The sequence below is a fragment of the Anseongella ginsenosidimutans genome, from assembly GCF_008033235.1.
Taxonomy (GTDB): Bacteria; Bacteroidota; Bacteroidia; order Sphingobacteriales; family Sphingobacteriaceae; genus Anseongella; species Anseongella ginsenosidimutans.
Map to the genome: position 1 here is coordinate 1,269,200 of NZ_CP042432.1, position 12,040 is coordinate 1,281,239.

At 50.5% G+C, this 12,040-nt stretch carries 11 protein-coding genes and 2 pseudogenes; 10 read left to right on the forward strand and 3 right to left on the reverse strand.

Annotated elements, in window-relative coordinates:
• Nucleotides 1-79: 79 nt before the first annotated feature.
• The 5 genes and pseudogenes from FRZ59_RS05340 to FRZ59_RS05355 all read left to right on the forward strand — a co-directional run bounded on the left by FRZ59_RS05340 (nt 80) and on the right by FRZ59_RS05355 (nt 3,706).
• A complete protein-coding gene (locus FRZ59_RS05340) occupies nt 80-292 on the forward strand; it encodes a hypothetical protein (protein ID WP_132128275.1) in 213 nt (70 codons plus the stop codon).
• Nucleotides 289-594, forward strand: coding sequence for an ATP-dependent Clp protease adaptor ClpS (locus FRZ59_RS05345; RefSeq protein ID WP_132128276.1), 306 nt, complete (start codon nt 289-291; stop codon nt 592-594). Before FRZ59_RS05340 ends, FRZ59_RS05345 begins: the two co-directional genes overlap by 4 nt.
• A gap of 322 nt (nt 595-916) precedes the next feature.
• A pseudogene (locus tag FRZ59_RS20080) lies at nt 917-1,066 on the forward strand (PDZ domain-containing protein); the annotation flags it as partial.
• Nucleotides 1,061-2,388 (forward strand): annotated as a pseudogene (locus FRZ59_RS05350) (S41 family peptidase). The pseudogenes FRZ59_RS20080 and FRZ59_RS05350, both read left to right, overlap by 6 nt.
• Complete coding sequence (locus tag FRZ59_RS05355; RefSeq protein WP_147698241.1) at nt 2,318-3,706, forward strand: glycerate kinase type-2 family protein; 1,389 nt, start codon at nt 2,318-2,320, stop codon at nt 3,704-3,706. The pseudogene FRZ59_RS05350 and the gene FRZ59_RS05355 overlap by 71 nt, the downstream one beginning before the upstream one ends.
• Before the next feature lie 8 nt (nt 3,707-3,714).
• On the opposite strand, the gene FRZ59_RS05360 is transcribed toward FRZ59_RS05355, so the two are convergent.
• A complete protein-coding gene (locus tag FRZ59_RS05360) occupies nt 3,715-5,097 on the reverse strand; it encodes a GntP family permease (RefSeq protein ID WP_132128279.1) in 1,383 nt (460 codons plus the stop codon).
• A gap of 65 nt (nt 5,098-5,162) precedes the next feature.
• On the opposite strand from FRZ59_RS05360, the gene FRZ59_RS05365 reads away from it, so the two are divergent.
• Complete coding sequence (locus FRZ59_RS05365; RefSeq protein ID WP_132128280.1) at nt 5,163-6,422, forward strand: DUF819 family protein; 1,260 nt, start codon at nt 5,163-5,165, stop codon at nt 6,420-6,422.
• Here the strand turns inward: FRZ59_RS05365 and FRZ59_RS05370 are convergent.
• The gene (locus tag FRZ59_RS05370) at nt 6,400-6,954 is read right to left on the reverse strand and encodes a hypothetical protein (protein ID WP_132128281.1); all 555 of its coding nucleotides are present in this window, start codon (nt 6,952-6,954) and stop codon (nt 6,400-6,402) included. The two genes, FRZ59_RS05365 and FRZ59_RS05370, sit on opposite strands and share 23 nt — an antisense overlap.
• Before the next feature lie 34 nt (nt 6,955-6,988).
• Nucleotides 6,989-7,459: a DinB family protein gene (locus FRZ59_RS05375; protein WP_132128282.1), complete on the reverse strand. Its 471-nt coding sequence runs from the start codon at nt 7,457-7,459 to the stop codon at nt 6,989-6,991.
• A 156-nt stretch (nt 7,460-7,615) separates the two neighbouring features.
• Between FRZ59_RS05375 and FRZ59_RS05380 the strand changes: the two genes are divergently transcribed.
• The 4 genes from FRZ59_RS05380 (at nt 7,616) to FRZ59_RS05395 (ending at nt 11,965) form a co-directional block, all read left to right on the forward strand.
• Nucleotides 7,616-8,230, forward strand: coding sequence for a CGNR zinc finger domain-containing protein (locus tag FRZ59_RS05380; protein ID WP_132128283.1), 615 nt, complete (start codon nt 7,616-7,618; stop codon nt 8,228-8,230).
• A gap of 123 nt (nt 8,231-8,353) precedes the next feature.
• Nucleotides 8,354-9,367: a YVTN family beta-propeller repeat protein gene (locus tag FRZ59_RS05385; RefSeq protein WP_132128284.1), complete on the forward strand. Its 1,014-nt coding sequence runs from the start codon at nt 8,354-8,356 to the stop codon at nt 9,365-9,367.
• A gap of 124 nt (nt 9,368-9,491) precedes the next feature.
• A complete protein-coding gene (locus tag FRZ59_RS05390; protein ID WP_132128285.1) occupies nt 9,492-11,291 on the forward strand; it encodes a sensor histidine kinase in 1,800 nt (599 codons plus the stop codon).
• Nucleotides 11,288-11,965, forward strand: coding sequence for a LytR/AlgR family response regulator transcription factor (locus FRZ59_RS05395; protein ID WP_225975199.1), 678 nt, complete (start codon nt 11,288-11,290; stop codon nt 11,963-11,965). The genes FRZ59_RS05390 and FRZ59_RS05395 overlap by 4 nt, the downstream gene beginning before the upstream one ends.
• Nucleotides 11,966-12,040: the final 75 nt, after the last annotated feature.

Consider the following 12,040-nt stretch of genomic DNA (forward strand, 5'->3'; position numbering starts at 1 on the left):
CCTATGCCATACCAGGCGCTTTTTTGATTTTGGTTTTTGTTCGGTACTTTTGCAATAGCGGCAACGCTTTATATTAATTATGGAAGAGCTGGTTATTAATGAAGGTTGGGAGCGGATCAGAGCGAAGATCTTAAGACGTTTTAATCATATAAGGGCTGAACAGCTAAACTTTACTCCGGGAGGAGAAGAACAGCTGGTGGATAACCTGCAGAGTCTGACCGGGCTGCGGAAGGCTGAACTGGTGTTCATGATCCGGAAAATGCAGGTGAATTTAAATAATAACCGATTATGAGGTGTGCGGATACTATCGTGGCGCAGGAATTACCTGAGCCCGAAGTGGCTGAAAAGGAAGAAACAGCGGTAGCTTCCGGGAACCAAAACTCCCTGGTGTTGTGGAATGATGATTACAACACGTTTGATCATGTGATCAATTGCATGGTAAAATATCTCAAAAAAACAATGGCAGAAGCTGAAGAAATTGCCCATATTGTTCATAATAAAGGTAAGTGTGTCATAATGGAGGGCAATAAAACCGACCTGGTGGAATATTACAATATCCTGAAGCTCGAAGGGCTTACTGTTACAATCGAATAACACCATGAAAAAATACAAACGGGATACCTGCTTGCGGGTAATGGCGGGAGTCGTACTGGGAGGCGCCTTTTTGCTTTTCTCTTTCCGCGCGGCAGATGACTTGTTTGATATATCCAAGAACCTGGATATCATGACTTCGATCTACCGGGAAATCAATGTGAATTATGTGGACGAGATTGAGGCGGGAGAGGTGATGCAGAAAGGCATTGAAGGAATGCTGTCCACGCTTGACCCTTACACAGAATTTATTCCTGAATCTGATATTGACGAGTTTAAGCTGAATTACGTCAGCACCGAATACGGCGGGATCGGCGCCCTGATCATGTCCCGCAGCGGGGGAGTCTATATTTCCGAAATTTATGAAGATTTTCCGGCCTGGAAAGCAGGTTTAAGAGCTGGAGACGAGATCCTGGAAATTGACGGCATTCCTGTGCCGGGGAAGAATCCCGAAGAAGTAAGCGAACTTTTGAAAGGCCCGCGTAACTCAGACCTGAAACTGGTAGCAAGAAGGCCGGGCCAGGAAAAATTAATCGAAAAGAATATTAAAAGGGGCGGGATCCATTTTAACAATGTATCTTATTTCGGCACCGTGGACGATAAAACCGGTTACATTAAGCTGGATAAATTTTTGGAAGATGCTTCTGACGAAGTAAAAGAAGCCTTTTTGGAGCTAAAGGAGGAAGAGCAGATCAATTCCCTGATCCTCGACCTTCGGGGAACGGCGGCGGTATCCTGCAGGAAGCTGTTAAAATAGTCGGTTTTTTCGTGGAGAACGGGGATACCGTAGTTATTCAAAAAGGCAAAGACAACAGGAATGTTATTGCTTACCGTTCTTCGGGGAAGCCCCTGGACATGGAGATCCCGCTTGCGGTGCTGGTAGATAAAAATACCGCTTCCGCTTCGGAGATCGTGGCCGGCGCTTTCCAGGATTTTGACCGGGCGGTCATCGTGGGCCAGCGTACCTTCGGAAAAGGGCTGGTGCAGCAAACACTGCGGATGCCTTATAATACCCTGCTGAAAATGACCATTGCCAAGTATTATACACCCAGCGGGCGATGTATCCAGGCACTTGATTACGCTCACCGGGCCATGGACGGCAGCGCCGCCCGCATCGCAGATTCCCTGATATCTGAATTCTATACCGGCAACGGGCGGCAGGTATATGATGGCAGCGGCATTTACCCCGATATCCATACGGAGCCTATGCGGTACAGCAATGTGACGTATAGCATTATGAACAACCTTTATCATTTTGATTATGCTACGGAATTCAGGAACCAGCATAACAATATTTCTCCCGTCGCTTCCTTTAGCATCAATGATGAGATATACGAGGATTTTATCGGCTGGCTGGAAGAGAAGAATTTCGATTATCATACCAGCAGTGAGCAACTGATGGACCGCCTGAAAGAAGTAACCGCAAAAGAAAAGCGGTTCAAAGACCTGGAACCGGAATATGAAGCGCTTCTTGAAAAGCTGCAGCATAATAAGTCCGAAGACCTGCTGACATTCCGGCCCGAAATAACCCAGTTGCTGGAAAATGAAATTGTTTCCCGGTATTATTTCCAGGAGGGGCGTATCCTTTCTTCCCTGAAGTATGACAAAGACGTTGAGCAGGCCGTTAACACGCTGGGTGATCAGCAGTTATATGCTTCGATCCTAAAAGGCGCCGGAGAATATAAAACCATTGGCAAGCCTGTTTCCATACTGGCCCGGGCAAATCATGATAATTTGGAATCCGCTCCTTCCGGGATACAGGATGAAACGGCAATTCCCCTGGAACAGGAGAATTGATGCCGGGAGGTTTTATGAATGCAAGCGCAGCCGCCGAAATTATTTTCCGGGAAGGGGTTCAGGCAGTCCGGCCGGAAAAGCTGATCAGGTCCGCTGTGCGTATCTGGGGGAACAGCTGACGCTATGCGGAAACATTTACTCGCTCCCTTCGCTTAATAACATCTATGTTACCGGCGCGGGAAAGGCGACTGCCGGTATGGCCCGGGCCCTTGAGCAGGTACTTGGCGAGCATATCAGCGGCGGGCTGATCGCGGTCAAGTATGGGCATGATCTTCCCCTGGAAAAAATAAAACAGATAGAGGCCGCTCATCCCGTGCCTGACGAAAACGGCCTTAAAGCCGCTGCCGCTATCCGGGCGCTGGTGGATAAAGCCGGTAAAAATGACCTGGTTATCTGCCTGTTGTCTGGAGGTGCGTCTGCGCTCCTGGCCGACAGCGCGGATGGGATCAGCCTGGATGACCTTCAGAGGGTTTCAGACCTGCTGCTCCGTTCAGGAGCCGCTATTACGGAAATTAACACGGTCAGGAAACATCTTTCCACACTCAAAGGCGGGCAACTGGCGCGCTGCGCCAGGCCGGCTGCCCTGGTCTCACTGATCATCTCTGACGTGGTAGGGAATAATCCGGCTGTGATCGCCTCCGGCCCTACGGCTCCCGATGCCAGTACGTTTAAGGACGCCTTGCAGGTAATAAGGAGATTCCGCCTGGAGGAAGAGATCCCGCATGCTGTAATGGATCACCTGGAAAAAGGCAGCCGGGGCGCTGTTCCCGAAACGCCGAAACCTGGCGATGCGCTTTTCAAAGATATGAGCAACCACGTTATCGGCAGCAACAAGCTGGCCATAGCGGCGGCAGCGCGGCAGGCCGAAGGCCTTGGATACCATCCCCGCTTACTGGGATTCGGCGCCGAAGGCCGTGCGGAAGAACTTGCCGGTTTCCTGGTAAAACAAGCCCTTGATTATAAAGGCCCGCTGCCGGCCTGTTTACTGCTGGGCGGAGAAAGCACCGTGGAAGTTCGTGCAAGCGGCAAAGGAGGTCGTAATCAGCACCTGGCCCTGGCCGCCGCCATTGCGCTGGAAGGAAAGGAAAATATTACCCTGCTCTCTGCCGGCACCGACGGTACCGACGGGCCTACCGACGTGGCGGGGGCAGTAGTTAGCGCGGCTACCCTGGAAAATGCTCGTCGAAAAGGTCTTCGTCCTGCTGATTTTTTACGCGACTGCGATTCCTATCACTTCTTTGAACAGGCTGGCGGGCATATCCATACGGGCCCCACGCAAACCAATGTAATGGACCTGATGATCGCCCTGGTACACTAGCGCGGATATCAGCCCGGGAACAGGGCAAGCAGGATGATGGCGGAAATAAGAATAGCAATTCCCTGCAGTAAAGTGGACATGGTAAAGGTCCGGAGGGTTTGGGGCATGCTCATTCCGCTGAACCTGGATACGACCCAAAAGTAGGAATCGTTCGTATGAGATACCACCATGCTGCCGGCGCCGGTAACCGAAACGAGTATTCCCAATTCCAGGCCCCCTGTAAAATTCAAAGCAGGTAAAAACGGCGCCACCAGAGAAGAAGTGATAATGATCGCTGCCGTAGAGGAACCCTGGGAGGTTTTCAGGCCGGCGGCCAGTAAAAACACCATTGGCAGCAGCCAGATGCCGGAAACGTTTTGTCCCTGTATCCAGGACTCGAACATAAGATTCAGGGGTGTTGCCTTTAAAACCGCGCCGAAAGCTCCGCCGGCAGCCGTGATGAGAATAATAGGGCCGGCCTGGCTGAGCGCTTTCCCGATCCAGTCATCAAGGGTTATTCCTTCCCTTTTCTTAAAAAGGAAAAAGGAGGCGAACACCCCGATCAGCAGGGCCACGACCGGTTTGCAGATAAAGAGAAGCCAGCCCGGGGCGCTCAGCAAGGCCGCGACCGAGCCGCCTGCGATGAGCAGGACCGGCAACAGCAGGGGAAGCAGCGATAAAAGCAGGGATGGTCTGCCAGCGGCGGCTGGTTCCGGCGCGTGTCCGCCCGTTCCCGGCGCGTGTCCATCCATCCCGGCGCGGCCTTCCTCCTTCGCGGGCCGGCCTTGCCCGTATTTCCTTCCCGACCGGACCGCCCACCAGTAGCCGGTTAGTACGCCCGGAACGGAGAGGAGTAAGCCTACGAGTATCACCTGGCCCAGGTAGCTTTCCGCTCCGTAATTAGCCGCGGCCGCCAGCGGCCCGGGTGTCGGCGGTACAAGCACATGCGTGGTATAAAGCCCTCCGGCCATGGCAACGCTGATACTTACGGCACTTTTACCGGTCTGTGCAGCCAGATCCCTGGCAAGTTTCGATAAAATGATAAAGCCGGAATCACAAAATACCGGTATCCCTACGAATCCGCCTACAGAACTCATGGCAAGTACGATCCGCCGTGCGCCGAAAACGCGTACCAGGCTTTGGGCAATGCGGCCGGCCGCACCCGATTCTTCCAGCGCCACGCCAATAATAGTCCCGAAAACAATAATAAGCCCGATACTTGCCGTAATGCTTCCGAAACCGGAAGTAAGGGTATCCAGGATCTTATCCGCCGGCATTCCCACCGCGAACCCCAGCCCCAAAGCCGCCAGCACCAAGGCAAGAAAAGGATGCAGCTTCCCTATCGAAGACGCTGCTACGACGAAAAGGATAGCCAAAGCAATGAGCAGTAATAAAGCGGTTCCCGAGATCATGTTATACGAAGATATGATTCAGGGCGAAATATTTTTGTATTTTGGGACGCTTAACCAAACCTGTTATGGAAAATACTCCCCTGCCGGAACCCTTGATAAGCAATGATGCCGTTGTGCTGGGGCTGCTGGTAATGATCCTGGCGCTGGTTTTCAAAACCTCGGCAAGCGAACGGCCTTTCTTTAAAAAATTCTACGCGGTGGTGCCTTCGCTCTTGCTTTGTTACTTCCTGCCCAGTGTTTTAAATTCCATGAACATTATTTCCGGAGCCCAGTCGGGATTGTATGACATGGCCTCTAATTACCTGCTGCCGGCCAGCCTCGTGCTTTTTACCCTGAGCCTTGACATGAAGGAAATATGGAAGCTGCGCCGCAAAGCCGGGCTGATGTTCATTACAGGGACTGTAGGCATTATTATCGGCGGGCCGCTGGCGATTCTACTGGTTTCTGTTTTCTCACCTGAAACCGTGGGCGGCGCCGGGCCGGAGGCAGTCTGGCGGGGTTTGTCAACCATTGCCGGAAGCTGGATCGGGGGCGGAGCCAACCAGGCCGCCATGTACCGCGTTTTCGAACCGAGCCCTGATCTCTTTTCGGCGATGATCGCGGTGGATGTGATCATCGCCAATATCTGGCTAGCCTTTTTACTCTACGGAGCCGGTATATCCGCGCGAATGGACCGTTTTTTCAAGGCCGACGCTTCGGCGGTAAACGAGCTGAAAAGTAAAATGGAAATCTATCAGCAAAACACGCTGCGGATACCAAAACTGGGGGATACCATGCAGATCATTGGCATTGGGTTGGGACTGACAGGAATAGCACACTATCTTTCGGACATCATTGCGCCCTGGATAGGTGAAAACGCCCCTTACCTGGACAAGTTCAGCCTCACTTCCGGATTTTTCTGGCTGGTAGTGCTGGCTACCGCCTTTGGGATGATCCTGTCCCTGACCCGCGCAAGGAACCTGGAAGGGGCGGGAGCTTCGCGGATAGGCAGCGTGTTCCTCTACGTGCTGGTGGCCACCATTGGCATGCAAATGGACGTATTGGCAATTTTCGATAACCCGGGGCTGTTCCTCGTGGGGCTGATCTGGATCAGCATTCACGGGCTGCTGTTATTTGCGGTAGGCAAACTTATCCGCGCACCTTTCTTTTTCCTGGCGGTAGGAAGCCAGGCCAATGTAGGAGGCGCAGCTTCGGCGCCCATTGTCGCGGCGGCTTTTCATCCCTCACTGGCGCCGGTGGGAGTACTCCTGGCAGTGCTTGGTTATGCCCTAGGCACTTATGGCGGATATCTTTGCGCCCTTATTATGCAGCAGGCCGCACCCTGAGCCGCCGCAGAAAAATTTTATGATTCCCGTAATCCGCCAGGGCCTTGCCAGGTTCAAACAGATATAACAGCCTGGCTAAGATATTCCTGGGTTCCTCTTCCCCGAATGCAGATTCTCCTTCCTCAAGGAGCGGGTCCGAAAAGGAAATAAAATAAACCGAAAACCATTGCGGGTTGAGCAGCAGGCTTCTGTTCGATCTTTCGGGCGCCGGACGTTTCCCGGCGTAAACAGGGCTGGCTTCCTTCGCGATAATCGGAAGCCCTTCGTCTTCCTCTATATTTTCCAGGCTGATAAGTTCCGAAAGGATTCCCTTGTTCATCCAGTCGAGTATCTCTTCTCCCGCCACCTTTACCGGCGATTGAAAATAGATCAGCTGTTTGCCATTCCAGGAGAGTACCGCTTCCTGCTCGGTAAACTGCAATTCCAGGCTCTTTTTAGACAAGGCTTTGTTCGCATAGGAATGATTCGCGCCGGGAGCGTTTGCAGGGGAATTTTCAAGAACAGGCGCCGCAGGATTAATGGGATAAAGCATGTGAATTCATTTAAGAACAGGAGATGCAAGGTAGCTAAAAAAAATAGTATTGTGATAATCTTATTGCTTTTTTTAGTAAGGCGATCTGTCCAAGATGATATACGTCGTGCTGCAAAACTCCCCGGGTCATTTTCCATGGCAATTTTGAATTTTCGGCGCCAATAGCTGTACCAAGCAGCACCATTAGCCTCCTGTGCTGATCATCCAGCGTTTGTTTCAGATTCCGCCAGGCAGCTTCCGGAGCGGAACCATAACCGGCGGTCAGATAAGTATCTTTTTGACGCGGCCTGGGCTTTCCGTTTTTTTCCAGCCTGTTGACCAGCACTTGCTTCCAGCTGATCATATGCGCCAGCAGTTCGGCAATGGTATGCACATGACCTGGAAGCCGCCGGAACGCCATTGCCGGATCAATGCCTTCCAGCACTTTGCAGATAGATTTTCCATACCAGGGCGACCCCTCGTAAACTGCTTCGAATTGCTCCGGGATGTCGCTTTTCTTTTCCATTTTTGACCTCCTAAGTTGACTGGATCTCCTGATTTGAAGGCATAAATATAGATAATTATACTAGCAAATGACAGTTAGATAGTAAAAAATTTATATTAATTTTGTCCTGCCGGCCATGCAGAAAGGATCCATGAACGAACACAGGAATGAATAGCAATGAAAGAACGATCTGTTTCCAGCTTGTCGCTTGACGGAGGCTGCCTTAGTTTTCATTTTATCAACACCGTGAGTTCCCGTGTGCAAACGCCGGGACACGAGTATATCAGGTCCTATGCTGATTTGCTGCAATGGTCCCGGAAAACAGATGCCCTGCCGGAAGATCAAATAGCCCGCCTCGAAATCCTGGCTTCCGCCCGGCCTGAGCAAGCTGCGGCGGTCCTTGCCTATTTCCGGGAAAGCAGGGATATCCTGTACCGGTTTTTCTCCAGCCTGGCAGCGCGAAAATCTCCGGGAAAGGAAATAAGCCTTTTGTTCAACAGGGCTTTGAAGGAAGCGCTGCAGCAATTGATGTTTAAGGCCAGCCCTTTTCCGGCAAATCTTGAATGGGAGGCAGCAGGTACAAACCTCCGGGAGCCCGTATGGGCAGCATTAAAGTCCGCCTGGGATATTTTAGATAAGGAAGACCAGGAGCGCATTAAAGAATGTGAAGCCTGCGGGTGGTTATTTCTTGACCGCACCAGGAATAACCGGAAACGCTGGTGCAGCCCCGCAAATTGCGGAAGCGCAGATAAGGCCAGGCGTTATTACCACCGGAAAAAGGCCGGCCTGTAGCATTAAGGGTACGCCCGTTTCACGGTTTTTGCATATCAGGCAGATTATACAGATATTTACCTAAGTCCCATTATTACATACGGTTCGGGCTGAAACAAATCCGGGCCCCAAAAAAAATCCGGTATGAAAACGCTTCATTTATTTTTATTAGCCGCCCTTGCAGGAACCTTTAGCTGTAACAATCCGGGAAACGCCGGAGATTCAGCCAATTCAGACAGCACGGCCGCCCAACAGCCGCCCGCGGCAAATGATTCCGGTTTGTTGCTTGTGGCGAATAAGCTGGATAATACCCTGTTCTTTATTAATGCTGAAACCCTGGAACTTGTAGACAGCACTACTACGGGCAATGATCCGCATGAAGCCGTGGTGACCCCGGACGGCCGCACCGCTTATACCGCCAATATGACCGGCAATTCCCTCTCCGTAATTGACATGAATACCCTGGAAGAGGTCCGCCGGATAGACCTGAGCAAATATCAACAGCCCCACGGCCTTGCCATCACTTCCGACGGAAAAAACTTATACGTCACCACCGAGGGCACCCAAACCGTTCTGGAAATCGACGTGGCAGCCGACAGTATTCTGCGCGTATTTAAATCCGGGCAGCAAGGTACCCACATGGCCGCCCTCAGCAAGGACGAGTCCACTTTGTACGCACCGAACCTCGGAAGCGGCACAACAACCGTTATCGACCTGGAAGCGGGAGAAGTGATCAAGACACTCGCTACAGGCGAAGGCACCGAAGGCATTGACGTAAGTCCTGACGGAAAGGAAATCTGGATTACCGCCCGCTCGGGTTCCGTAGCCGTCGTTAATGCCGAAAGCAATGAAATAGAAGCGACGCTGCCGGCCGCCGGCCTCCCCATTCGCGTAAAATTCACGCCGGACGGAAAGCAAGCATTGGTTTCCTGTATGCAGGCCGATGAAGTGATCGTCTTTGACGTTGCCGAACGTAAGCCAATAAAACGCATTAAAACCGGCGCAGGCCCCGTAGGCGTGTTGATCCGGCCGGACGGAGAAGTAGCATTCGTGGCGAACACGGAAGGCAACAACGTCTCGGTGATAGATATGAAAACCCTTGAAGTAAGCGAGACCATCCCGGCCGGCGATACTCCCGACGGAATGGCTTTCCGTTAACGGAGACAAGTTCTTTTGTTGAATTCAAACCGGGACCGGCCGTATTCAAATTAACAGTTTAGCTTACAGCTGAAAAACTGTTGTTTTACGTAGTGTTGCGATCACTAAGACCTGTCTGGAACCAATGAAAAGAACAGTACTCCTGAACTTCCTTTTATTAATAACCGGATCCGCGGCCGGGCAGCGTTTTGAAATGAACCTGGACAGCGTTCACCCCCACTTGCAAAACGACCGCCATGGAGATACCATCCGCAAGTATTTCTCAAATACTTTTTATAGTTATCCTACCCCTGATCAATACCCGGATGAATACAATTATACCACCGAACTGAAAGAACCTTATTTGTTGATTGGCGCATTTTATTCAAATAAGCTCGCCGTTAATTACACCTTTGCTGAGGAAAAGATCCCCGAACTTAAAGAGTATGTAAATGACACTTCGCATTCCGGCGCAATTTGGCCCAAGAGCTATAGCGGAAAGTATGCCATTCCGGTACTTGATTCATCCGGCATTATTGTCACGGTGAATGGGATAAGCTCCCGGAATGCCGGCCGGTACGAATTCAGGGTGTTGGAAAATAAAACCCGGGAAGTTCTCCCCTGGACAAAACCAACCTTGTTTACCGGCTGGTATAGGTCCACTTATATCGAAGAAAAAAACAAACACGATGAGGAAGTGGCCTACCTTGGTCATTTTAAAAATGAATTCGGAAAGAGTCTTACGTTCCAGGTCCGGAAAATTGACCAGCCGCAGCTGATCCAGGCATCTTTGTCTGCTTTGTGGGTAGCCCGAAAGCCGAAGGTACTGGGCGTTTTCACGTTTTCGGAACTCTCTGATTTCCTGAAAATGTTTAAAAAGCAATGGGTTCCTGCAGCATACCGTCAAACCATGACCGACTGGAGCAGCGACACCACGCTGCTTAAATTGAAAAATGCCTTTGAACCGAGGGAGAACAGCATCATCTTTTACCTTGACGATATTGTCAATTCAAAGGAAGTAATAGAATATAACCTGGTAGGAGAAGGAGATAGCACCGGCTGGAAGGCGAACGATTTCGACCTGAACTTTATCTGGCTGAAAGATCTTGAACCTGGCCGTTATAATCTGAAGATCAGGTACAGCGTACAGCGGCACAATATAGCTGTGTATCCGTTCACCATAGCGGCTGCATGGTATCAGACTGCCGGGTTTAAGCTGGGGATTGTTTTGCTTGGATTACTTTCTGCCGGCTTTGTCGTCCTGCTGCTGAGATCGGGGAAACAGGCGAAATTGCTGGAAGTGCAGGGAATGCAAAAACAATTAGTGCAAACCGAATTAAGGTCCATTCGCTCGCAGTTCAACCCGCATTTTGTGTTTAATGCCTTGAATTCCATCCAGGGGCTGATGACCAGGAAGGATACCGGCCAGGCGAATAAATACCTGGCGGAATTCAGCTCCCTGATGCGGGAATCGTTAAAAAGGAGCGACCGCGAATTTGAAAGCATTTCGAAAGAAATTAAGCTACTCGAAAATTACCTGAACCTGGAACAGCTGCGTTTCGGCTTTTCCTATAGGATTATTCTCGACGAAGAACTTGACATTCATGCAATGGAAATTCCGGGACTACTCCTTCAGCCTTTGGTTGAAAACGCGATAAAACACGGGGTTGCCAAATTATATGATAAAGGAATGTTGTTTATCCGTTTTCAAACAGGCGGCGCCAATCTGACCGTCAGCGTGGAAGATAACGGGCAGGGATTCGCGTACAACGGGCTAGCGGACAACAAGCTAACGTACAAAGCACAGGGTTACGGGCTGAAGCTGACGAAAGAACGGATTAAGCTCCTGAATGCCACCCTTGAGGGGCAGGAACTGGTGTTTGCCATCGCAAGCAACGGCGAGGGAACCTGCGTATCCATCCAATTTAAAAACTGGTTACTATGATCAGGGCGATCATTATTGATGATGAAAAAAATAACATTGAAAACCTGACAGGTTTGCTGGAACTGCATTCGCCGGTTATTTCCGTCGTGGCTACCGCGACTAATGCCGATGAAGGTATTGCAAAAATACATGAGCAGCATCCGGATCTTTTATTCCTGGATATCCAGATGCCGGGTAAGAACGGCTTTGAGGTGCTGAAGTCCCTGCCCCACCATTTTGTGGAAGTCATTTTTGTGACGGCTTACGACCAGTACGGGATACCCGCCATTAAATTTTCGGCAATTGATTACTTACTGAAGCCGGTTAATATCGCGGAACTGAAAACGGCGGTTTCCAAAGCAGTGGAGAAATTAAATCAAAAGAAACAAAACTTTCAGTTGGAAAACCTGCTGGAAATGATGAAAAATAAGGATGAAAAAAATGAACACCGGCTGGCGCTATCCACCGCAAAGCAAACCCGTTTCGTAAGCCCCGGTGACATTATTCGCTGTGAGTCATCCAATGCTTATACAAGTTTTTACCTGGCCGGAGGAGATACAATCATGGTGTCCCGGCCAATTTTCGAGTATGAAGAGCTGCTGGCTGCTTACGGATTTATTCGCTGCCATCAATCGCACCTGGTCAATAGAAAACACATTAAAAGCTGGCTGAAAGACGATGGGGATATTTGCTGATGGAAGACGGCGGGAAAGTCCCCATTTCAAGAAATAAGAAAGAGCAGGTTACCGCTTTGCTCATGGCCATGAAAT